Origin of the sequence: Actinoplanes sp. NPDC023801 (assembly GCF_040639655.1) — a bacterium.
Lineage (GTDB): Bacteria > Actinomycetota > Actinomycetes > Mycobacteriales > Micromonosporaceae > Actinoplanes.
The window spans coordinates 193,522-216,404 of the sequence record NZ_JBFAAI010000001.1; the positions used below are offsets into that span (position 1 = coordinate 193,522).

The following is a 22,883-nucleotide window of genomic DNA, read 5'->3' on the forward strand; positions in this document are numbered from 1 at the left end:
ATCGATCCGATTGCCCTCTGTTCGTCGTGCGGAGCGGGGTCGTGTTCGGGCGGGCGGTCCGGTGTGTGTTGGCATTGATCCGGGTAATTGGCCGCCGGGTGCGGATCCGCAAGTTGTTGTCGGGTAGCAAAGGTTTCTGGGCCTTTTTGTGGGTGTGACCGCGATTAGTAGGTAATCGAGGTGAACGATCAGAAATCGCTGCATCCGGTCCGGCCAGGTGTTATGCGGGCCGCAGCGGTCCAGCGGGGCCATTGATCACTCAGCGCTGTATCAATGTGCGATTCCTCCTTATTGAGGCTTCTTCGGCGACCCAAAGTATTGATTGACCCATAGACTTACGTCACTCTAGGGTTCTGATCATCGCTTATTCCTATGTGGACCGGAGGTCCGGCGATGAATCATGCCCATGCGAGGTTGGGTGCACCATGGAAGAGAAGATGGGGAGCCGCGGTCGCGTTGACCGTCGTCGCGGCGGGCGTTCCCGTGCAGGCACGGCCGGCGAGCGCGGCACCGCCGGCGGCGCCGGGTGCAGCCCCGGAAGCCGTGACGGCGCCGGACTGCACAGCCGCGCAGCCGGACGAGCCGAGCGCCATGACCGCGGCCCGGGCCTGCGGCAAGGCGGTGGAGAACGCCGGGGCGCGTTCGGAGACACAGGATGTCTTCGCGAATCCGGACGGCACCTGGACGGCGAAGATCTACGCCGGCCCGGTGCGGATGCGGGGTGCCGACGGGGCCTGGAAGCAGATCGACCTCACCATGCGTGCGGAGGCGGATGGTTCGGTCGCACCGGTGGCACACCCCGGGGACCTGCGGTTGTCCGGCAAGGCCGGCGCGGGCCGGCATGATCTGCTGAGCATCACCGTCGGCGGTAAACGGGTCAGCATCGGATGGGACGGCGTGCTCACCGACCCGGTGCTGGACGGCAACCGGGCAATCTATCGCGAGGTCCGTACTGGCGTCGATCTCGTCGTCGAGGCCTCGACCACCGGTGTCGAGCAGTTCTTCGTCGTGAAGAATCGGGACGCCGCGGACAGCGTGGCTGCCCTGCAGGTCCCGGTGCGTGCCGAAGGGCTGTCCACCAAGCCGGACGGCTCCGGTGGGCTGCTGTTCGTCGACGCCAAGGGCCGGACCGTGGGGACCTCGCCCACGCCTGAGATGTGGGACTCGTCGATCGATCCGGCCACCGGCGGGCCGAAGCGGATCTCCAAGGTCGCGGTGAAGCAGACGGCGCGCAAGGCCGGTGTGACGGACCTGGCGCTGACCCCGGATCAGAAGTTCTTCGACGATCCGGCGACGGTGTACCCGGTGACCGTGGACCCGCAGATCAACCCGCTGGGCGTCACCTTCGACACCTACGTGAAGGAGGGCGACTCGGCGGACCGGTCGGGCACCAATGACCTGCAGTTCGGTCTGACCTCCGGAAATGTTGCGCGGTCCTTCATCAGCTGGGACACCAGTGCCCTGGTGGGCCGCCAGGTGACATCCGCGACCTTCAACTTCTACAACTGGTTCTCCCAGTCCTGCACGGCGGCGCAGTGGGAGGTGTGGACCACCGACGCGGCCACTGCGGCGACCCGCTGGACCAACCAGCCGGCCTGGCGCACCCGCGAGGTGACCAGCACCGCCACCAAGGGCTTCAACTCCTCCTGCAACGACGGCTGGGTCTCGGTCAACGGCACGTCGTTCCTGCAGCGCGCGGTGAACGCGGGCCAGTCCAAGGCGCACATGGGGCTGCGGGCCACCGACGAGACGTCGATCGACAGCATCGGTTTCAAGCAGTTCCGCTCCAGCCAGCCGTCGGCACCGGAGCAGCAGGGCCAGCAGCCGTACGCGGTGGTCAACTACAACAGCTACCCGAACGCGCTCGACCCGCTGAAGCTGCAGCCGGGCGACGCCGCGGAGACGCAGACCCGTACGCCGGTCATGAGGGGTGTGTTCAGCGACCCGGACGGCGGCACCGGACGGGTCGAGTTCGAGGTCTACGACCGGACCGGCGCGACCCTGCTGACGTCCGGTTCCGGCGGAACGGTGGCCAACGGCAACGAGTCGTCGTGGACCGTGCCGAACGACAAGCTGAACGCGAACACCACCTACCGGTGGCGGGCCCGCGGCTACGACGGCAGTCTCGCCGGCCCGTGGTCGGGATGGCGGTTCATGACCACCTCGGACGGATCGCCGACCGGAGAACAGGGCCGGTTCTCGTTCCAGGAGCAGAAGCTGACCGACCGGCTCGAGCTCAAGGTGAACGTGGCGAACGGCAACCTGCTCGTCATGGGCGCTGACCTGAAGATCCGCGGCACCGGTACGGACTTCACGCTCGACCGGTACTACAACTCCCGGAACACGTCGACGACGACGCTGGGCAAGGGCTGGTCCCTCGGTACTGCCCAGGACGTCAAGCTCGTGTACTCCAAGAGCGACCACTCGACGGCGGACGTCACCTACCACGCGCCGAGCGGCTTCACCGCCAAGTTCATCAACTCCGGTACCAACGCCTGGCGTACCCCGCCGAGCATCGACGCCAAGCTCACCCGCAACACCAGCACCGGTGAGCTGCGCCTGAAGTTCGACAAGAGCGAGGCGAGCTTCTACTACGCCGACAGCACCGGCCGGCTCCTGCGCAGCGTCGACAAGAACGACAACAAGATCACTTTCGAGTACGACGGATCGGGCAACGTCACCACGATCACCGACACCCAGAACCGGGTCACCACGCTGGCGTACGCGTCGGGACGGCTGGCCTCGGCCACCGACTCCACCGGCCGGAGGGTGTCCTACACCTACAACGGTTCACAGAACCTGGAGACCGTCACCGACACCGCGAACGGCGTGACCCGCTACGAGTACACCGGTGACCGGCTCACCAGGATCACCACTCCCGAGGGCCGGATCACGAACCTGGGGTACGAGCCGGACACCTCCCGGATGCTCGACTACTACGAGCTGACCAACCCCGGTGGTACCCCGGACACCGCCCGCTACACGTTCACCTACTCCAGCGGCAAGACCGAGGTGACCGACCCGAACGGCACCGCCACCTCGTCGACCACCGACGGCATCACCACGCACGACTACGAGACGCGCGACCGGGTCACCAAGGTCAAGGACGCCCTCGGCCACGAACGGTCGAAGAAGTACAACGCCAACGACAACGTCGAGACGCTCACCGACTCGCTGACCAACACCTCGACCCTCGGTTGGGACCCGAACACCAATAACCTGACCTCGGTCGGCGTCGCCACCGGCGCGAAGTCCAACATGAGCTACAACGACACGTCGCATCCGAACTCGGTCACCGGGACGACCGACCCGCAGGGCAACACGACGAGCTACTCCTACGACGCCAAGGGCAACAAGACCGCCGAGGAGAGCAGCCAGTACCCGGGGCAGAAGATCTTCGAGGCCGAGCACAACGACAACGGCACGGTCAAATGGCGTGAGGATGCCAAGGACGTACGCACCAATTTCACCTACGACGCCAAGGGCAACCTCACCAAGGTCGACAACCCGGCCCCGCTCGGTGACATCGCCCTCGTCCCCGACTCCCTGTCGCGGATGAGCGAGCAGACCGACGGCAAGGGGCAGAAAACCCGATACACCTACGACCAGCTCGACCGGATCGACCGGATCACGTTCCACAACGGCTCGGTCGTCGACTACGACTACGACCGGGACGGCAATCTTCTCCGGCTGACCGACCCCAGCGGCCTCACGGTGTTCACGTACGACAAGTTCGGCCGGGTGACCGGCAAGCAGGTGCCGGGTGCCGCGGCGATCCGCTACGGCTACGACCGCAACGGCAACCTCACCGAGTACACCGACGGCGGCGGCACGGTCACCTACGCCTACAACGCCGTCAACCTGGTCACCTCCCTGCGGGAGCCGGGCGCGCCCGGTCCGGTGACTTTCACCTACGACGAGAACAACCGGCGCCGGTTCATGTACCTGCCGACCAGCCCCCGGGTCACCGTGGAGATGAAGTACGACAAGTCCGGCCGGCAGACCTCGATCGTCGCCACGAACGACGGCACCGGGGCGAAGCTGTCGTCGTTCACGTACGACTACACCAAGGGCGGCGCCGACAGCGGTCTGCGGCACTCGATGACCGATCTGTCCGGCACCACCACGTACACCTACGACAAGCTGAACCGGCTCACCGCGGCCTCCGGGCCGGGACTGTCGCGCGGCTACGGCTACGACGCCAACTTCAACCGGACGTCGAAGACCGAGAACGGTACGACCACCAACTACAACTACAACGACGCGCACCAGCTCACCAGCGGTGGATCGGTGACGTACAACTTCGACGCCAACGGCAACCTCGCCGGCTCGTCGAACGGCTTCGCGATCGACTACAACAGCATCAACAATCAGACGACCGGGATCACCGCGCCCGGCAAGTCGCTGCACGCCCCGCTGCAGTACGGCGGAGCAGCCCAGACCGAACGCCGCCGGGCCGGCAGCGTCAACTACACGACCAGCGCCCTCGGTGTCGCCTCGGCGAGCCGGCCGGCCGGCGGGGTCAGCACCACGACCACTGTCGGTCCGGACGACATGGAACCGCCGTGGGGCACCTCGGACTACTACACCAGGGACAACACCGGCAACCTGATCGGTCTGCGGGCCAACGGGGTCCGGTACTACTACCTCCTCGACGGGCTCGGGTCGGTGGTCGGCCTGGTGAACACCAGCGGAGCGAAGGTCAACTCGTACAGCTACGACCCGTACGGCAATCAGCTCTCCGCATCGCAGCAGATCCACAACCCGTGGCGGTACGCCAGCGGCTTCTACGACAGCTTCACCGGGCTCACCAAGTTCGGCGCCCGCTACTACGACCCCGGCCTCGGTCGCTTCACCCAGCGCGACCCGTCCGGCAAGGACCTGCCCTACACGTACGCGACCGCCAATCCGGTGAACTACACCGATCCCACCGGGCACGGCATCGCCGACCTGATCGGGGACGTCGGTTGGTACGGAGATCTGGGGGAGGCGGCCGTCAACTTCGCGAAGGGTGACACGGAGGCCCTGGAACGCCAGGCCGTGTCCATGTTCTTCGCCCTGGCGACCGAGGTCGCCTGCAACATCGTCCTCGGCTTCGCGGCACCGGCCACCGCCGGGGCGTCCATGGTGATCGGCCAGATCGGTTGCATCGCACTGTCCACCCAGGTGGGTGATGCAGTGTCGAACAAGCTCGAGGAATAGCGCCCGGCCCCGCGATCCGTGGCGTTTATCGCGTCGCGGATCGCGGGTAATGCGCTGACATCGATTGCTTCATCGTCCGCGCGGCGGCTCACGGGCCGCCGCGCGGCGCGGTGGGCAACGTGCCGTCCAGCCAGGTGAGGATCGTTACATGAGCGGTAATCTCCCGAGCAGTGGCCCCTACGGCAAGACCGGCATGCGCGTGCTGGTGATCGCGGCCGTGATCCTCGACGTGATCGTCGGTGCGATCGCGGTGAAATACGCGATCGACGGGCATTCCGCCGCACCGATGCTGCTGACCATCGCCGGATTACTGGTGCTGGTGCTGGTCGTGGTGGTGCCCCTGGCTCTCCGGCGAGGGCGTCTCTAGACCTGACGCACTTCGCCGGCAATGGCAATCCGAGTCGATCTCCTAGCGGGAACAGGTGATACACGTGTTTGAGGACTTGAGGGCCGACATCTCCCGGGCAGCGGATCGCATGGGATCGGCGATCGGGGCAAAGAAGGAACTGAACGACCTGGCGGACCACCTGGCGCCCGGCGAGAACGTGGCCGCACTGGTGGCCGGCAGCCACGGTCCGGGCAACGGCTTGCTCGTACTGACCGACTCGCGAGTGCTGTTCCTCTTCGAGGGCCTGATCCGTAAGGCCTTCGTGGACATCAAGATCCCGGACATCACCGCTGTCCGGTGGGAGACCGCCGTCAACCTCGGCACCATCACCCTGCTGGCCGGCGGAGAGGTGTCGATCTCCGGCGTCGACAAGGACGGAGGCGCGTTCTTCGTCGAGGCGCTGGAGGCGGCACGTTCGGCCCGCCGCTGAGGCGGTCCACCCGGAGACGGTCTTGCCCGGGGGTGGCTCCGAGGAGCGCGGGAACCCCCGGCCGGACCGTCGGCCGACGGGCTTCCTCTCCCGGTGATGTGTCCGCTCCTCCTGCCCGGGGTAGATCCGGAGAATGACTTCGCAAGAGGGAACGTTCAGCCGGGAACGGACCGCCGCGGCGATGCACGGCACCGCAGAGCAGCTCGAGGTGGCCGAGGACATCCTGCACCGCAGCGCCGAGGAGTCACCGGATCCGAGGACCACGACCCGGCTGCACGCTCTCGGAGACGAGGTGACAGCGCAGGCGCATGCCATCGACCAGCGCGCGGACCTCCTCACCGGGTCGGATGCCGAGCCCCGCAGCGACGCCTCGCGGAATGCGACGGTGGCTCGGTAACCGGGCATCCCGTCCCAGTGGCGGCCTACGGACAGTGACCTGTGCCACATGCGGTCGTGGGGCCCGACGGCAAATCACCTGCTATGTTTGTCGGGTTGCAGTTTTGATTTCCGTAGACGTTTTATGGCGCCTGATGGGTTATCTAAAACCCGTGCAGGCGCTTTTCGTTTTTCGTGTCGTTTCGACGCGGGTGATCAACGCGGCGGCGTATAGGGGTCCGCACAGGGCGGTCTCCGACAGCCTGCGAGGAGCAGACATGACTACAGGCACCGTGAAGTGGTTCAACGCCGACAAGGGCTTCGGCTTCATCGCCCCCGACGACGGCGGCGCCGACGTCTTCGCCCACTTCTCCGCCATCTCCACGAGCGGCTACCGCAGCCTCGAGGAGAACCAGAAGGTGGAGTTCGACATCACCCAGGGCCAGAAGGGCCCGCAGGCGGAGAACATCCGCCCGCTCTGATCCACGCTCCGCTGACGGCGGCCCGACTGATTCAGCGGGCCGCCGTTCGGCGTTCTCCGCACCGGCCGCGCCATCGCACGTCCACCACGGCGTCGTGCGGATCTCCCCGGGCAGAACCCCACGACAGACTGGTATGGCCCCCCGCCATCACTCCCGTCATCGCCATCGGGTGCTGCTCTCGTCACTGTCCGACTCCGGGCGTTGCTCTGCCCTCCATCGGTAACCGGCGGAAGTTCGCGTCGCCGCCGCACTGCAGTGACCATGTACGTACGGTCGCGTTCCAGGTCGAGCACAGCAGCACGAACCCCCAGCCTCGTGCTCCAGACGCATACCTGACAGTCGCGACCCCTGAAGTCATCGCGCGACACCCCCGGAGGACACGGCTATGGCAACAACCTATTCAGGCCCCGCGAGGCTGACCCTGGTCGACGGCGCATGCATCTCCGGCATGGTCTCGCTCAGCACCAACCAGCGTGGCGGGATCAACGGCTGGAGCGGCACGTTCCGTCCCGACGAGATCACGACGGATCTGCGCAACGCCGGCGAAGGGCTGCAGCTGGAACTCCCCTACGACCGGGTGGGGACCGTCGCGGTCACCGGCATGCGCAAGCTCCTCGCCACGCAGCTGCTGATGTCCTTGACGGGGCACGGACCCGCGCCGTTCTGACGCCCGTGAGGGGCCGCCGGGCATCACGGTGAGCCATGAGACCTCCGGCGTGGTGGAAGCGTCACGACTTCCGCCACGCCGGAGGTCTTTTCGTGTGCCCGCAACGGTCCGCTCTCACGGGCGTCGATGTCTACGGAAAGCCTCGTCGGCCGACCAAAAAATCTGGGTTCGAACGACTAGATTTTCTTCTCCGGTACGGGTAGTGTTCCTTTCGTTCGAAGCGGAGATTTGAAGACGCAGACGTGTGAAGACGCAGACGTGTTGAGCCGAGCGTGAAGCAGGGCCCGGAACGTTCGTGGCCCGCTCGGCGGACGTGGGCAGCAGATTCCCGCGTAGCAGGGCAAGACCTTGACGTAATTCCAGGTCAGGGCAAACGCGGGCAGGGTCGATGCAGTTTCGGGACCCGGCCTGATGCAGAAGGATCCGCCGCACGTGTGCGGGGCCATGAAGTTTGCGTGGGGCCTCCACACCGGCGGGGTGGTACGACAGCAACACAGGTCATGAAAGTAGAGGAAAGGGAGGGCAGAGCACCGTTGGATCGCCTGCCGTCAGAACATGCAAGCAGTTCTGAGGCGGACACCGTAGCGCCATCGAACGTGTGATGGTCTGCGGTCACGCTCATGCGGTCCTCGCACCGGAAGTCGCTCACCGCGGCGAGGTGTGGAAACGACAAGCCGGCGAACCTGCCGGTAGATGGTGTACCAAACCCGTAACCCTGGGCCCCGGCGCTTCCCGCGCCGGGGCCCTCGTCATGGGGTACACGCATGGCTCGAGCGCGGGCGGCCCCGGCCGCGACTACGATCGGTACATGCACAGCAATCCCGTATGCGGCAGCGCCCGTATGTTTCGCGCCGGCGGAGGAACGCGATGACCCCCAACCCGCAGACGATGCTTGTCGTCGAATATCCCTGTGATCGGTTCTGCCGCATCGAGCTCGACCTCAGCGGCGAGCGCGGTCAGATCACCCTGCAACAGCTTCGCGACAAGGCTGACAAGTCGCACCAGCGGGAACACGAACCGGAGGCTGCCGAAGCCGCCGAGGCCGAAGCGCCGGCCGCCCATCAGGAAACCGCCGGGCGTCCCGCGGCCACCGTGTTCCTGTCCGCACCGGGACGGGACCTGTCCGCACCGGGACGAGACACCGACCAGCGGCGCCGGGGCAGGTAGATCACCGCGACGCGCGGCCGGGGTGATGTGCACCGGCACGCACAGCCCACGCGGAGCGCCGACCCGCAGGTGAGGGGTATGTGGAGCCCCCGGTCGGAATCGAACCGACGACCTCGCGTTTACAAGACGCGTGCTCTAGCCAACTGAGCTACAGGGGCGATGGGCATCATCATAACGTCCTGTGATGCGGTCGCCATCTTGGCAGGTCGGAAGAAAACAAATACGGTGGCGGGGCTGTTCCTTCTACTCGGATCGTCCGGCACGTTCCTGCCGGTGGAAAGGAAGTCGCTTCACCATGGCTACCGTTACCTATGACAAGGCCTCCCGGGTCTACCCGGGCTCCGAGCGCCCCGCGGTCAACGAGCTGAACCTCGAGATCGGCGACGGAGAGTTCCTCGTCCTCGTCGGCCCCTCCGGTTGTGGTAAGTCCACCAGCCTGCGCATGCTCGCGGGTCTGGAGGACGTGGACCGTGGCCGCATCCTCATCAACGACAAGGACGTCACGCACCTCCCGCCGAAGTCCCGTGACATCGCGATGGTGTTCCAGAACTACGCTCTCTACCCGCACATGACGGTGTACGAGAACATGGCGTTCGCCCTGAAGCTGCGCAAGACCCCGAAGTCGGAGATCGACCGCGCCGTCAAGGAGGCCGCGGCCCTGCTCCAGCTCGAGGAGTACCTGTCGCGTAAGCCGAAGGCGCTCTCCGGTGGTCAGCGTCAGCGTGTCGCCATGGGCCGCGCGATCGTGCGTCAGCCGCAGGTGTTCCTCATGGACGAGCCGCTGTCGATCCTCGACGCCAAGCTCCGTGTCCAGACCCGTTCGCAGATCGCCTCGCTGCAGGCGAAGCTCGGCGTCACCACCGTCTACGTGACCCACGACCAGGTCGAGGCCATGACCATGGGTCACCGGGTGGCGGTCATGCTGGACGGCGTGCTGCAGCAGGTGGACACCCCGCGGGCGCTGTACGACACCCCCGGCAACGTCTTCGTGGCCGGCTTCATGGGCTCGCCTGCCATGAACATCAAGACCGTTCCGCTGAACGACAGCGGTGCCCACTTCGGCGCGCTGAACATCCCGCTCACCCGGGAGCAGGTGGCGGCGGCCCGCGAGGGTGGCAACAGCAACGTGACCATCGGTTTCCGCCCCGAGGCGGCCGAGGTCGTCGGCGAGGCGCCGGACGCGCTGCCGATCGTGGTCGACCTGGTCGAGGACCTCGGCTCGGACGCGAACGTGTACGGCCACGCCGACCTGGCGGGCGGCTCCGAGCGCTTCGTGGTCCGGACCGAGCGTCGCTACATGCCGCACATGGGCGAGACGGTCTACGTCCGGCCGCAGACCAGCGCGATGCACGTCTTCAACGCGGGTTCCGGCTTCCGCATCTGAAGCACCGCTGACTGAACACGAAGGCGGCCTCCCGGACCGGAGGCCGCCTTCGTGGTTTCGTACGACGATCAGCCGGCGAACGAGTAGACGACGTACTTCTCCTCGGCGGCGCACGCAAGCACCGAGGTGTTCCAGGAGCAACTGTCCGACCGCACGTCGAGGACCTGGCCCAGCTCGCTGATCTGGCCGGGCTCGTCGCCGACGTGGAAGCCGGACAGCGTACGGTCGCTCACCGACGTGGTCAGGTCCTCCGAGAAGCGCAGCACGTTTCCGGCGTCGAGCCGGACCGCGAGGGTCGTGTCGGACCAGACCTGCCTGCCGTCCACGATCAGCGTGGTGCCCTCGTCGCCGATGGCGAGCACCCCGGTGTCGCCCACCGGTACGAGCCGTTCCGCCTTCGGCACCTGCAGGCTCCAGGCGCCCTCACCGCCGACCGCGACGACCTTGGCCTCGGCCGCTTCGTAGCCGGGGTTCTGGATGAGGCACAGCAGCTTCCCGCACGGCCCGAGCCATTTGACGTCGTCCTTGGCGTCGGCGTTGTGCACGATCCGTGGCTCCTTGGCCAGGTCGGCCAGGTCGTACTCGAGGATCCGTTTCGGGGTGCCGGTCTCCAGGACGTACAGGCGCCCGTCGTACGCCACCGTCTTGTCGCTGCTGGAAGCCACATTGGCCCGCGTCTGAAGGCTGTCGCCGGAGTCCACGTCGCGAACCGTCACCATGCGGTCGGCGTCGAACTGGACGAACCGCCCGTCATCGGCGAGGTCGGGTGCGAACGGCCGCCCGGTGCTGCCGGCCGGCCCGGTCAAATTCTTCGGCGTCAGGACCGGTGCGATCGCCGTGGCGTCCGGGTCGGCCTGCGTCCACTTCGGCCCGCCGTCGCGCCATCCGAGGCCGAGCAGTCTCTTGCCCTCCCGATCGGAGACCACCAGCGCCTTGTCACCCGGGATGACGTCGTCGTTGTAGCCCAGTCGCCGCTCCCAGAGCAGCTTGCCGTCCTTCGGGTCGAGCACTGCCATCCGGCTGGTGCTGGTCGAGGAGTCGATCCCGGAGAAGAGCAGCAGCGCCGACGGTGTCGCGATCATCCGGTCCCAGGTGGTGGCCTGCCCGGCGGCGTCACTCTCCCAGAGCGGCTTGTCGCCGGACCCGGTGTCGGCGGCGACCACGTGCAGCCGGCCGTCGCTGCCGGCACTGGCGAAGTAGGCCCGGTCGCCGAGCACCTCGGAGTCGGTGAAGGACGAGGCGATCGGTACGGCCGGGGTGATCTGCTTGATCAGCTCGACCCGGTGGTAGTCGAGTGCCGGGTAGCCGGGCCAGAAGTAGACGGTGGCGGCGACGGCGACAGCGGCGACCGTGGTGGCCGCCCCGCCGATCAGCAGCCACTTACGAGCCGGCGCGGGCTTCGCGGCGGCCGGTTCCGAGGCGGGTCCGGAGGCCGGGCCGCCGGCGCCGGGGACGGTCCAGGTCGACTCCGGATGCGGGTGCGCGGTGTAGCCGCCGGGCTGCCCGCCCGCGGCGATCGCGGCGGCCTCGGCGGCGGCCCACGGGTCGACCGGATCCGCGTACTCGATCTCCGGCTTGGTGGGAGCGTCCCGCGGGTCGACCGGTGCCGGCGGGTTCTCGATCTTCGGCCGGGTGGGGGCGTCCCGAGGGTCGACCGGTGTCCGCGGGCTCTCCTCGACGGTGGCCGGGGTGGGTGTCGGTGTCGCGGCCTCGGACACCCCGGTCGCATAGCGGACGCCCGGCGGCGGGCTCACCGGCTGAGTCGCCTCCGGAGGCTGCGTCGCGTCATCTGCCGGACCCGCCATGTTCCCGCCCTTCTCCGCCACATCGGCAGGTCATGGTACCCAGCCCGGCATCGATGATCAGTCGGGCGAGCGGTCGGGCACCGGAGCCGAAACGACTGCCGAGTCGTGATTGACGCCTGGCTATCGTGGCGACATGCGCATCGAACGAGTAACCGCCGAGGCTGACGTCCATCGGGCGGCGGACCTCTTCGACACGGCCCCGATCGAGTCGGTCACCAGGCGATTCCTCAGCGACCCGACCCACCATCTGCTGCTCGCCTACGATGACGCGGACCGGCCGGTCGGCATGATCACCGGTGTCGAGACGACCCATCCCGACAAGGGCACCGAGATGCTGATCTACGAGCTGGGCGTCGCCCCGGTGGCCCGGCTGCAGGGCGTCGGCTCCGCGCTGGTCGACGCGATGGCCGAGCTGGCACGGAAGAACGGCTGCTACGGCATGTGGGTGGCGACCGAGAGCGACAACAAGGCTGCCCTGGCCACCTATCGGCGGGCGGGTGCCGACGAGGAGATGACGTTCACCCTGCTGAGCTGGGACCTCACGAAGTGACTCCGGGGCCGGCCGCGACCGGGGCCGGCGGACGGTCCGAGGCCGGCCAGACGTACGGCAGATCGTCCGGCACGTCCGGGCCGAAGAGCGGCCGGTAGAACGCCGGGTCCTTGCGGATCAGCGCGGAGCGGTGGCTCAGGTGCAGGTCCGCGTCGTCGAGCCAGGGTGGCAGGTCACCGGCCTCGGCGAGGGCGGGCTGTGACCGTACGTCCTCGATGCCGATCGCCCCGCGCAGATCGGTGACCAGCGTGGCGGCGCAGGTGTCCGCATTGCCGCCCTCGGTCCAGACCGCGCACATGTCGAGGCCGTACCGGACCAGGGCCTCCTCGTACCCGTGCCACATCTTGACCGCCGGGTGGTGCCGCCAGCCGTAGCCGGGCCGGACCAGGCCGCGCAGCACCTGGATCGCCTCGACCCGCTGCTTGCCGAGCCGTTTCGGGTCGAGGACACGGGCGGACGCCAGAAAACCGGGGAGCGGCAGGAACGTCTGCATTCTCCGATTCTCCGCCGCCGGCGGCCGGACCTCACGTCAACTCACGTAGATCGCGTCGGTCCCGTGGTTGGTGAGCCGGCCGTCGTAGGCACTGATCCGGCTGATCGCCCGGCCGTCCCGGAAGACGAGCTGCAGGCCGTGCTCGATCTCCCACGAGCACTCGCACTCGACCGAGAGATAGACCCGGCCGTCCTCGAACTCGATCCGCACGACCGGCCCGAAGGTGACGTGTTCCCAGATCCGGGTCCGGTCGGCGACCCGGGTGTACGGGTATCCCTCGGCCTCGAAGAAGTCGGTGACGTCCCGGTAGTACTCGTAGACGTCGGGCGCCGCCGCGGTCAGTGCCGCCGCGTCCAGATCGAGGAACGCGGCGACGGCACGGTGCACCTGTTCCGGGCCGGCCGCGTACCCGTCGGGGTCGGCCAGGGTGAAGACACAGGACCTGCCGAAGAGCGGGACCGGGACCGGTGCGCTGCTGTGCTCACCCTCCTCGTCGAGGGTGAGCGGGCCGAGGCGGGGAATGTCCATTCCGGAACCCTACGGCGCGGGGCGGACATGTGAGAGCGCGCGCCGCGTCGACGTCGCGGGCGCGCGCTCTTCTCGCGGGCCTTACTTCTCGGGGGCCACGAACCCGTCGACCGGCTCCTCGTGGAGCCGCGGGTCGTCGATGGCCGGGTCGCTCGCCGGCTTCGGCTGCTCGCCGGTGCTGAACCCGGCGGGCGCGGACGGCTGGGCCGGGGCGCTGGTGGCGTCGATACCGGCCGACGCGCTCGGCGATGCCGTGGCCGGTTCGGCGGCCGGCGTGCTGCCGTCGTCCGGCGTGCTGCCGTCGTCCGGCGTCGCCTGGGCGGACCGGGCCGTCCGGAGCGGTTCCCCGCCCATCGGCAGGCCGGAGACGCCGGACTGGAAGTCCACGATCTCCTCGGACAGGGTACGGACCGGGAATGCGCCACCGAGCCCGCCGAGCAGCGGGAACTCGGACCGGGCCCGCTCGAGCCGCTGGCCGGCGATCGGGCGCTCGTCCGGGGCAGGCGTCCGGGTGACCGGCACCGACGACACGCCGGACGGGGTCAGGCCGCCGAAGCCGCCGAGCGCCCGGCCGACGAGCCCGTCCACCGGCATGTTGGCGACCTGCAGCTTCTGACCGGCCAGCGGCATCGGGACACCCTGTACGGGCAGGCCACTTAGCGGTCCGGAGGGCGTCTGCCCGGTCTGCGGAAGGGTGCGGAGCACGTCGGCGGAGGGTACGAGCCGGCCGTTGGAGCGCTTGACGTTCCGGTTCGTCGCGGCCTTGGTGTCCTCCAGCCGCGGCGTTCCGTCACCGCCGGGCAGCTGCATCAGCTTGCGGCCGGGGCCGGGTTCGAGCTGGACCAGCGGCTGGCCGCTGAGCGGGTCCGACGCGATCGGGCTGCCGAGACGCCAGCCGTTGGTCGGTTCCAACGCGTATCCGAGGGCGGTGTTCAGGGGGCCCTGGGCGGAGCCGGGGGCGGCCGCCGGCGCGGGGGCTCCAGGGGCTCCGGGGGTGGGGGGCTCGTCGGCCCAGGCGGGCGCCGCTCCGAGAAACAGCATTCCGCTCGCGATCGCTCCGGCACACCACAACTTGCGCACTGATCTTCTCCTGGCCACATCGGACGGCGGTTCGGGTGATACCCACCAAGTCGGACATTAGGTGTCGGATGGGGAACGAGCGTCCCCACGAGCCGGTTCCGGCTGACTACGATTCGTGAACGTGAGTGCCGCGCCGACCGAAAAGATCCACACCCGTTCCGAGTCCGATGAGGACAGCCGGCCTCACCTGGTGCTGTGCGGCGCCGATGCGCTGGTGTACACGCTTGCCGAGGAGCTTGCCAACGCACGGCACCGGATCAGGATCACGGTGATCACTCCGCACCGGATCCGGCCGGATGTGCCCGACCTCGCCCAGCTCGCCGACCGCGGGGTGGAATGGCTCAAGGCCGACCGGCTGGACGAGCGGGCCTTCCGCGATGCCGGCCTGACCGGGGCCTCCGCGCTCGCCCTCGTCATGCCGGACGACATGGTCAACCTGCACGCCGCGCTCTGTGCCCGCGAGGTCGAGGCCCAGCTGCGCGTGGTGGTGCGGATGTACAACACCGGACTCGGGCAGAGCGTGGTCCGGCTCTTCCCGGACTGCGCGGTGCTGTCCGACGCCGAGATGGCCGCGCCCGCCTTCGTCGCGGCGTCGCTGGGGGAGGTGGCTCCGACCCACTTCCGGCGCGCCGGTCGTACGCTCTATGTCGCTCATCGCTCGGACGTACCGGAATCCTCGGTGGTCCTGACCCTGACCACCGCCGACGGCGGAGTGTTGCCGGCCGGCCCCGGCGCGGCCGCGAAGCCGGACGATCTGGTGCTGGCCGAGGCCACCGGCCGCCCGGCGGGGGAGGACGTCACCAGCAGGCTGCTGCGGCGGGCCGGACGCCGCCGGCGGCCGGGACGCGCCATCGGCCGTGCCCTGCGTGCCGCACTCAGCCGCAAACTCGGCATAGCCGTCCTGATCACGCTGGCCACCACCCTCGTCGCCGGGCTGGTGCTGACGAGGTTCGACGACGGGCAGGGGCACGGCCTCTGGGAGTCGATCTACATGACGCTGCTGACCGCGGTCGGCTCGTCCGATGTGGAGGTCGACCGCAATCCGGTGGCGCAGGCCGCCCAGCTCGTCCTCACCATCGCCGGCCTCGCCCTGATCCCGCTGATCACGGCCGCGGTGGTGGACGGCATGGTCAACGCCCGGCTGGCGCTCAGCCAGGGCCGGATCGCGGGTGAGATGAGCGACCACATCGTGCTCGTCGGCCTCGGCAACGTCGGCACCCAGGTACTGCGCCAGCTCACCGACCTCGGCCTGCGCGTGGTGGCGATCGACCGGACCGCCGACGCCCGCGGTGTGAAGAGTGCCCAGCGGCGCGGCGTACCCGTGATCGTCGGTGACGCCTCCGCCGAGGTCACCCTGCGGGCCGCCTCGATCGACACCTGCCGGGCGCTGGTCGTGCTCTCCACCGACGACACGGTCAACCTCCAGGCCGCCCTGCAGTCCCGGCTCGCCCGGCCGGACCTGCGGGTGGTGCTGCGGCTCTTCGACGACGACTTCGCGCAGCGCGTCGAGACCGCGTTCCAGATCAACACGTCCCGCAGCGTGTCCCGGATCTGTGCGCCGGTCTTCGCCGCCGCCCTGCTCGAACGCGACGTGCACGCCACCATCCCGGTCGACCGGCACTCGGTGCTGGTCGCCACGGTGACCGTGGCGGCGATGTCCCCCTTGGACGGAGCGCCGCTGGAACACGCCGACCACCCCGGCGAGGCCCGGGTGCTCGGCATGTCAGCGGCCGGCCAGCAGTGGGTCGACTGGGTGCCGGACCCCCGCCGGGTGCTGGCCGAGGGCGACCAGATCCTGGTGGTGGCCCGCCGCGGCGGCCTGCGGGCACTCGCCGAGCTGGCCAGCCCGCCGTTACAGCGTCCCGCTGAGTGACTCCGCCTCGACACCCAGCACGGCCTGCTCGTCCGGCTTGTTGACCAGCACGTCGGTGAGGTAACCGTGCACCGCGGGACCCATGCCGACGTCCCGTCCGGCCTTCTCGGAGAGCAGCCACTTGTGCTGGATGATCTGCGAGAACACCTCCTGCGGCTCCAGCTTGCGGCGCAGACTCACCGGCACGGCCCGGACCACCGGCTCGAACACCTCGGTGAGCCAGCGGTGCGCGGCCTGCTGCTCGTCGGTGAGGTGGCTCTCCGCGCGGTAGGCGTCCAGGTCGTTGAGCAGCTGGCGGGCCTGGTTCTCCTCGGCGTCCAGGCCGGTCAGGCGCATCAGGCGGCGGGCGTGATGGCCGGCGTCGACGACTTTGGGCCGGACCAGATAGCCGCCGTCGACGGTCGACATCGAGACCTCGGCGATGTCGAAGCCCATCTCGTTGAGCCGGCGGATGCGCCGCTCGATGTGGTGCCGGGCGTCCTTCGCCACCTCCTGCTCGTAGGTGACCTCGTGCCACAGGCGCTCGTAGCGCGCGACGATGTCGTCGACCACCGCCAGCGGATCGATCGACTCGTGCAGCAGCTCGGCGGCCTGCAGGTCCAGACACTCGCCGAAGATGTTCAGCCGGAGGATCTCGATGTCCTCGCTGCGCTGCCCCTCGGACAGCTTCGGGTACAGATTGCCGGTCTCCGCGTCGACCAGATAGGCGGCGAAGGCCCCCGCGTCCCGCCGGAACAGCGTGTTGCTCAGGGAACAGTCACCCCAGGAGAAACCGGTCAGGTGCATCCGCACCACCAGCGCGGCCAGGGCGTCGAGCAGCCGGTTCATCGTGTCCGGCCGCAGAACCCGGGAGAACAGGGCGCGGTACGGCAGCGAGAACTGCAGATGCCGGGTCACCAGCACGGTCTCCAGCGGCTCGCCGTCGCGGGTCTGCCGGTCGGTGGCGATGGCGACCGCCTGCACGGCCGGGAAGTCGATCCGCTCGAGGGCGCGGAGCAGGTCGTACTCCTTCTCGGCGATCCGCTCCCGGGTCTCCTTCATGGCGTAGACCACACCGTTGAGCTTCACGAACCGGACGATGTGCCGCGAGATGCCCTGAGGGAGCGCGACCAGATGATCGGCGGGCCAGTCCTCCAGCGGAATGTGCCACGGCAGATCCAGCAGCGCGGGGTCGATGAGGGCGGAGGTGATGCGCACGGCTCCAAGTGTGCCGGTTCGTGCGGCGCGTCGTGCCCGCACGTGGCTCGTTACACAGGTGCGAAACGGCCCACGAGTACGGGAGTGGCATGCGACGCAGGACAGGCATCGTCATCGGAACGTGCGCCGCCATGGCGCTGGCCGGGGTGGCCGGTGTGGTGGTCTCGGCGCCGAGCGGTGGTGATCCGGCCGGAATCCGGCACGAGACGGTGGCCGTGGCGCGTACCCCCGTGGCGGGGCAGCCGGCTCCGTCCACCGCCACCAGCGGCTCCGCCACCGCCGCCGCCCCGCCGGCCTCGATGTCACCGGTCCCGCGAACAACTTCCGCCACTGCCTCCACTTCGGGCAGAACCGTCGAACCGGACAAGAAGGTTCTGGAGAAGGCGCAGGACCGGCGTCTGGAGTCGGCGAGGACCCGATCCACCGGACGGGAACGGATCGGACGGCTTCTCGAGGTCGACCGGCTGCTCGGCTACCTGGCCGGCCCGCAGCGGCAGGAGTTCGCCTACCCCGGCGCCTCCTACGTGAAGGTGCACTTCGACCGGCTCACCATGCTGCCCGGCGACTACGTGACCGTCTCCAACCCGGCCGGCACCGAGTCGTACCGCTACGAGAGCGACAGCGACGGCCGCTGGGCCATGTCGATCACCGGGGACACCGCGATCGTCGAGGTGCATCGCCAGGTCAACCCGCTCGGTCTCGGCGACGTACTCGGCACCCTGGGCGTCGGCATCGACCGGGTGGCCCGCGGAGACGAGCGCAAGCCGGCGGCCGGACCGGGCCGGGAGGAGTCGGTCTGCGGCACCGACACCTCGACCGACGCGATCTGCTACCAGTCGAAGGACCCGGCCGCCTACACCAAGTCGAAGGCGATCGCCCGGCTCCTGATCAACGGCACCGAACTGTGCACCGGCTGGCGGGTCGGCGCCAAGAACCGCATGATCACCAACAACCACTGCCTGACCACTTCGGACGAGGCGTACGACACCGAGGTGTGGTTCAACTATCAGTGCGCCAGATGTGGTGGTTACGACGTGTTCAAGCCGACGAAGGTCTGGGGCGATCAGGTCTTGGCCACCGACAAGACGTACGACTACACGCTCTTCACCGTCGACGGTTTCGAGACCGTGCGCAAGTTCGGCTACCTCACCCTCGACACCACCCGGCCGAAGAAGGGCCAGGAGCTGTACGTACCGCAGCACCCGGCCGGGGAACCGGCCCGGATCGCCGGCAGCCAGGGTGAGGCGGCCGGCAACTGCGCGGTCGACAACCCCGACTACACCGGGTACGCCCCGCGCTCCGACGTCTCGTACTTCTGCGACACGGCCGGCGGTTCGTCCGGCTCGCCGGTCATCTCCCGCGCCACGAACAAGGTGGTGGCCCTGCACCACTTCGGCGGCTGCCCCAACTCGGGGGTGCGGGGCGATCTGCTGGCGGGACGGTTGCGCGCGTACCTCTAGGTTGGAAGGGTGACCGACAAGATCACCCGGAGCTGGTGGCCCGATCTGCTCGCGGTGGCCGCCTTCGCCGTCCTGACCGTCGCCCTGATCCGCGGCCACCTGCTGGACTTCGACCAGCGGGTGGCCGACTGGGCTTTCGCCCAGCACGGCCAGCGGCAGGTGTACTGGACCGCCCGGATCTTCAACTACCTGGGACAGGGCGCGCAGGTCCTGATGCCGGTGGCGGCCGTCCTGACGTTCCTGTGGTGGCGCCGGACCCGGTCGATCCGGGCGGCGCTGCCGTTCGTCGCGGCGTTCGTCCTGACGTACTTCACGATCGGCCCGGCGAAGATCTGGTTCGACCGGGCCGCGCCGAAGTTCCCGCTGGAGAACCGGACGGTCCTCTTCAACCCGGACGCCTCCGGAAACCTGTCGGTGAGCTATCCGTCCGGGCACGTGGCGAACGCGCTGGTCTGGTACGCCGTCATCGCGATCCTGCTGGCCGCGCTGCTGGGGCGCGCCCTCACCCGGCGGGAGACGTTCCTGGTCCGGGTTCTGCCCGTGGTGATCGTCTTCGCCACCACGGTCTACACCGGGTTCCACTGGATCACCGACTCGATCGCGGCCGTCTTCCTGGGGCTGGTGCTGGCCCGTCTGATCGAACGCATGCCCTGGGACCGGGTGCCGCTGGGCCCGCTGGAGCGCTTCGGGGGCCGGGGACAGACCGCCAGCCGTAGCTGAGCCACCCCGCGCGGCTGGGTTCCGTGGCTGGGCTACGGCTGACGGACTTGCTCGCCGGCGCGGAACACCGACTTCAGGGCCAGGTCGGCGGAGAGTACGACTACGTCGGCGCGCAGACCCGGCACCAGGGCGCCCAGCCGGTCCGACAGGCCCAGCAGCCGGGCCGGGGTGGTCGAGGCCATCGCGGCCGCATCCACCAGCGGCAGACCCGCCGCCACCGCGTTGCGCAGGGCCACGTCCATGGTCAGGGTGCTGCCGGCGATCGAGCCGTTGTGGGCCAGCCGGGCCACCCGGTCGGCCACCACCACCTCCTGGCCGCCCAGCTCGTACTGCCCGTCGGGCATGCCGGTGGCGTCCATCGCGTCGGTGACCAGCACGGATCGGCCCGGACCGGCGTCGCGGGCGGCGAAGGCGAGCATGCCGGGGTGCAGGTGGATGTTGTCGGCGATCAGCTCGACCACCGCGGTCGAGGAGAGCAGGCCGACGACCGGACCGGGTTCGCGGTGGTGCGGCGGGCGCATGCCGTTGAACAGGTGGGTGGCCACGGTCGCGCCGGCCGCCACTCCGGCGTGGGTCTGGTCGTACGTCGCGTCGGTGTGCCCGATTGCCGCGAGAACCCCGGAATCTGACAGATAGGTGATCGCCTCGAGAGCGCCGGGGAGTTCGGGGGCGACGGTCATCATCCGTACCGCGCCCTCACCGGTCTTGACGAGCTCGGTGATCTCCGCCATGGCGGGGTCACGCAGGTACTCGGGGTTCTGCGCCCCGCACCGGACCGCGGACAGGTACGGCCCCTCGAAGTGGATGCCGGCGAGCACGCCCTCGTCGATCAGCGGCCGGTACTCCTGAACCGCCGAGCGCATCAGCTCGAACGGTGAGCTGACCAGGCTGGCCAGGATCGTGGTCGTGCCGTGCCGCAGATGGAAGGCAGCAGCGCCCCGCGCCGCCTCCGCCGAGCCGGTGGTGAAGGTGTGCCCGCCGCCGCCGTGACAGTGCAGGTCCACGAAACCGGGCACGATGACGTCGTCGCCGGCCGAGTCGTCCGGCACGATCGCCGTGATCCGGCCGCCGCCGGAGTCGAGATGGCCGCGGACGACGGCGTCGGGGGTGACGATCCGGCCGGAGATACGGGTCACTGCGAGCCTTTCAGACTGTCCAGCGCGAGCAGGGCGGAACCCAGGCAGCCGGCGGTGTCGCCGAGCTCGGCCCGGACGATCGCGGGGGACCGATGGAAGGTGACCCGCTGCGCGACCGCGGCCCGGACCGGTTCGAGCAGATCGTCTCCGGCCTCGGCCAGCCCACCGCCGAGCACGACCACCCCGACGTCGTAGAGCGCCTGAGCGGTCAGCAGGCCGTCGGCGAGAGCCTCCACGGCGTCCTGCCAGACCCGGCGGGCCAGCTCCTCACCGCGGGCCGCCCGGGTGGCCACGTCGAACGCGGTCGCGCCGGCCTCACCGGAGACCTCGGCGTACTTGCGGCCGATCGACTTGGCCGACGCCTCCGCCTCCAGGCAGCCGCGCAGCCCGCAACCGCACGGACTGCCACCCGGCCGGACCACGACGTGTCCCAGCTCGCCGGCCGCGCCGTGCGCGCCCGGATAGCCGCGGCCGTCGATGACCAGGCCACCGGCGATGCCCGTACCGATCGCCACGAACAGCACGTGCCGCCGCCCGCGCCCGGCACCGAGACGGGCCTCGGCCAGCGCGCCGACCCGCACGTCGTGCCCGAGAGCGGCCGGTATCCCCAGCCGCCGCACGGCGAGATCGCGCAACGGTACGTCCCGGAAGCCCACGTTTGCCGACCAGACCGCGACGCCGGCCGGTTCGTCCACGACACCCGGCACCGCGATCCCGGTCGCGATCGGGACGAACCCGTCGGCGCGGGCCCGATCGGCCAGCGACCCGGCGACCGTCAGGATCCTCTCGGTGACCGCCGCGGGGCCCCGGTCGGCAAGCGTCGGGTGCCGTTCCTCGTGGTGAACCGTGCCGTCCGGGCGAACCAGGGCGCACTTCATCCCCGTGCCGCCCACGTCGAGGGCGACGACTATCCCGTCGCTCACGTCAGGACTACGGAACGGCTGAGGTTGCGTGGGTTGTCCGGGTCCAGGCCCTGCGTCGTGGCCAGGGACAGGGCCACCCGCTGGGCGAGGATCAGGTCGGCCATCGGGTCGAGCGGGGCGCGTCTGCCGACCCAGCGGCCGATCGAGCCGTAGCCGCCGTGGTGCTTGCTGTGCACGAACGCCGCACCGGTCCGCTCGACCTCCTCGGCCAGCCCGGACGGGACGTCACCGAATGCCCAGACGACGCGGCGCGGCCCGGCGATCGCGATGGGGCCGTGCCGGTAGTCCATGGCCGGGTACGACTCGGTCCAGAAACCGGCGGTCTCCCGGCACTTGAGTGCGGCCTCCTCGGCCAGGCCGACGGTCCAGCCCCGGCCCAGGAAGGTGATCTGGTCGACGAGCGAGGGGTGCACCGGGAGCGGCAGCCGGATGGCGACCTCGGCGTCGGCGGCCGCGCTCTCGATGTCGTGACCCAGGTGGGCGCGGAGGGTGGCCAGCACGCTGGTGGCGAAGCGGGTCTGCACGACCGACTTCTCGTCGGCGAAGTCGAGCACGACGGAGTGGTCGGCGATCTCGGCGGCCTGCTGGGCGGCGTCGGCGGTGAAGACGGTGACCGGGGTGTGCTCACCGACGGCACGCATCACGTCGAGGGTCTCGGTCGTGGTGCCCGATCGGGTGATCGCCACGAGCCGGTCGTAGCGGCGGGCGTACGGGAAGTCGGAGGCCTGAAAGGCGTCGGTCTCGCCGTGTTCCAGCTGCTCGCGGAGCACCGCGTAGGACTTGGCCATGAACCAGGAGGTGCCGCATCCGACGACTGCGACTCGCTCTCCACGGGCCGGAAGGCCGGGTGACGCGGCTAGCTTCGCCGCCTGCCGCCAGCACTCGGGTTGTGTGGCGATCTCCGCTTTGACATGGCTCATGTCGGTTCCTCACCGGTTGATGCTGCGCATTCGCGCTCGGTTCCCGGGTCTTTCGCGCGTTATTGTGCTCAGAGTGGTGCCGCGGGGGCAAGTTCCAAAGGTC

At 69.1% G+C, this 22,883-nt stretch carries 20 protein-coding genes and 1 tRNA gene; 12 read left to right on the top strand and 9 right to left on the bottom strand.

The window, feature by feature from the left end; genetic code table 11:
• Positions 1-456 precede the first annotated feature (456 nt).
• The 7 genes from AB0G04_RS00875 to AB0G04_RS00905 all read left to right on the top strand — a co-directional run bounded on the left by AB0G04_RS00875 (position 457) and on the right by AB0G04_RS00905 (position 8,711).
• Positions 457-5,202: an RHS repeat-associated core domain-containing protein gene (locus tag AB0G04_RS00875; protein WP_360974189.1), complete on the top strand. Its 4,746-nt coding sequence runs from the start codon at positions 457-459 to the stop codon at positions 5,200-5,202.
• 148 nt (positions 5,203-5,350) lie between these two features.
• Positions 5,351-5,569 (top strand): hypothetical protein, encoded by a 219-nt coding sequence (locus tag AB0G04_RS00880; RefSeq protein ID WP_360974192.1) that lies wholly within the window; start codon positions 5,351-5,353, stop codon positions 5,567-5,569.
• A gap of 64 nt (positions 5,570-5,633) precedes the next feature.
• Positions 5,634-6,020: a hypothetical protein gene (locus tag AB0G04_RS00885; RefSeq protein ID WP_360974195.1), complete on the top strand. Its 387-nt coding sequence runs from the start codon at positions 5,634-5,636 to the stop codon at positions 6,018-6,020.
• Positions 6,021-6,153: 133 nt separating this feature from the next.
• Complete coding sequence (locus tag AB0G04_RS00890) at positions 6,154-6,417, top strand: hypothetical protein (RefSeq protein ID WP_360974198.1); 264 nt, start codon at positions 6,154-6,156, stop codon at positions 6,415-6,417.
• A gap of 256 nt (positions 6,418-6,673) precedes the next feature.
• Positions 6,674-6,877, top strand: a complete 204-nt coding sequence (locus AB0G04_RS00895; RefSeq protein WP_360974201.1) for a cold-shock protein — start codon at positions 6,674-6,676, stop codon at positions 6,875-6,877.
• A gap of 385 nt (positions 6,878-7,262) precedes the next feature.
• The gene (locus tag AB0G04_RS00900) at positions 7,263-7,544 is read left to right on the top strand and encodes a hypothetical protein (protein WP_360974204.1); all 282 of its coding nucleotides are present in this window, start codon (positions 7,263-7,265) and stop codon (positions 7,542-7,544) included.
• An 867-nt stretch (positions 7,545-8,411) separates the two neighbouring features.
• Entirely contained in the window at positions 8,412-8,711 is a 300-nt protein-coding gene (locus AB0G04_RS00905; RefSeq protein ID WP_360974207.1) for a hypothetical protein, read from the top strand.
• Between the two features lie 81 nt (positions 8,712-8,792).
• Here AB0G04_RS00905 and AB0G04_RS00910 read toward each other — a convergent pair.
• Positions 8,793-8,869 (bottom strand) — tRNA-Thr (locus tag AB0G04_RS00910).
• A 137-nt stretch (positions 8,870-9,006) separates the two neighbouring features.
• On the opposite strand from AB0G04_RS00910, the gene ugpC reads away from it, so the two are divergent.
• Positions 9,007-10,095 carry a sn-glycerol-3-phosphate ABC transporter ATP-binding protein UgpC gene (gene ugpC, locus AB0G04_RS00915; RefSeq protein ID WP_360974210.1) on the top strand — a complete coding sequence of 363 codons (1,089 nt, stop codon included), beginning with the start codon at positions 9,007-9,009 and terminating at the stop codon, positions 10,093-10,095.
• A gap of 68 nt (positions 10,096-10,163) precedes the next feature.
• Here ugpC and AB0G04_RS00920 read toward each other — a convergent pair whose 3' ends face one another.
• Positions 10,164-11,900, bottom strand: a complete 1,737-nt coding sequence (locus AB0G04_RS00920) for a PQQ-binding-like beta-propeller repeat protein (RefSeq protein WP_360974213.1) — start codon at positions 11,898-11,900, stop codon at positions 10,164-10,166.
• Between the two features lie 133 nt (positions 11,901-12,033).
• Here AB0G04_RS00920 and AB0G04_RS00925 point away from each other — a divergent pair, with 133 nt between their 5' ends.
• Positions 12,034-12,450: a GNAT family N-acetyltransferase gene (locus AB0G04_RS00925; RefSeq protein ID WP_360974216.1), complete on the top strand. Its 417-nt coding sequence runs from the start codon at positions 12,034-12,036 to the stop codon at positions 12,448-12,450.
• On the opposite strand, the gene AB0G04_RS00930 is transcribed toward AB0G04_RS00925, so the two are convergent.
• From AB0G04_RS00930 to AB0G04_RS00940, 3 genes are all read right to left on the bottom strand, one after another.
• The gene (locus AB0G04_RS00930; RefSeq protein ID WP_360974219.1) at positions 12,440-12,943 is read right to left on the bottom strand and encodes an MSMEG_6728 family protein; all 504 of its coding nucleotides are present in this window, start codon (positions 12,941-12,943) and stop codon (positions 12,440-12,442) included. The genes AB0G04_RS00925 and AB0G04_RS00930 overlap by 11 nt on opposite strands.
• 36 nt (positions 12,944-12,979) lie before the next feature.
• Positions 12,980-13,471 carry a hypothetical protein gene (locus tag AB0G04_RS00935; protein ID WP_360974222.1) on the bottom strand — a complete coding sequence of 164 codons (492 nt, stop codon included), beginning with the start codon at positions 13,469-13,471 and terminating at the stop codon, positions 12,980-12,982.
• An 81-nt stretch (positions 13,472-13,552) separates the two neighbouring features.
• On the bottom strand, positions 13,553-14,551 hold the full coding sequence (locus tag AB0G04_RS00940; RefSeq protein ID WP_360974225.1) for a hypothetical protein: 999 nt from the start codon (positions 14,549-14,551) through the stop codon (positions 13,553-13,555).
• 121 nt (positions 14,552-14,672) lie between these two features.
• Here AB0G04_RS00940 and AB0G04_RS00945 point away from each other — a divergent pair, with 121 nt between their 5' ends.
• Positions 14,673-16,424 carry an NAD-binding protein gene (locus AB0G04_RS00945; protein WP_360974228.1) on the top strand — a complete coding sequence of 584 codons (1,752 nt, stop codon included), beginning with the start codon at positions 14,673-14,675 and terminating at the stop codon, positions 16,422-16,424.
• Here the strand turns inward: AB0G04_RS00945 and AB0G04_RS00950 are convergent.
• Complete coding sequence (locus AB0G04_RS00950; protein ID WP_360974231.1) at positions 16,404-17,621, bottom strand: DUF4032 domain-containing protein; 1,218 nt, start codon at positions 17,619-17,621, stop codon at positions 16,404-16,406. The two genes, AB0G04_RS00945 and AB0G04_RS00950, sit on opposite strands and share 21 nt — an antisense overlap.
• Before the next feature lie 89 nt (positions 17,622-17,710).
• On the opposite strand from AB0G04_RS00950, the gene AB0G04_RS00955 reads away from it, so the two are divergent.
• Positions 17,711-19,081 (top strand): serine protease, encoded by a 1,371-nt coding sequence (locus AB0G04_RS00955; protein ID WP_360974234.1) that lies wholly within the window; start codon positions 17,711-17,713, stop codon positions 19,079-19,081.
• 9 nt (positions 19,082-19,090) lie between these two features.
• Positions 19,091-19,801 (top strand): phosphatase PAP2 family protein, encoded by a 711-nt coding sequence (locus AB0G04_RS00960; protein WP_360974237.1) that lies wholly within the window; start codon positions 19,091-19,093, stop codon positions 19,799-19,801.
• A 32-nt stretch (positions 19,802-19,833) separates the two neighbouring features.
• On the opposite strand, the gene nagA is transcribed toward AB0G04_RS00960, so the two are convergent.
• From nagA to AB0G04_RS00975, 3 genes are read right to left on the bottom strand one after another with little or no spacing between them, the layout of a single operon-like run.
• Positions 19,834-20,937 carry an N-acetylglucosamine-6-phosphate deacetylase gene (gene nagA / locus AB0G04_RS00965; protein ID WP_360974240.1) on the bottom strand — a complete coding sequence of 368 codons (1,104 nt, stop codon included), beginning with the start codon at positions 20,935-20,937 and terminating at the stop codon, positions 19,834-19,836.
• Complete coding sequence (locus tag AB0G04_RS00970; RefSeq protein WP_360974243.1) at positions 20,934-21,860, bottom strand: ROK family protein; 927 nt, start codon at positions 21,858-21,860, stop codon at positions 20,934-20,936. Before AB0G04_RS00970 ends, nagA begins: the two co-directional genes overlap by 4 nt.
• A complete protein-coding gene (locus tag AB0G04_RS00975) occupies positions 21,857-22,780 on the bottom strand; it encodes a sugar isomerase (protein WP_360974246.1) in 924 nt (307 codons plus the stop codon). The genes AB0G04_RS00970 and AB0G04_RS00975 overlap by 4 nt, the downstream gene beginning before the upstream one ends.
• Between the last annotated feature and the right edge of the window lie 103 nt (positions 22,781-22,883).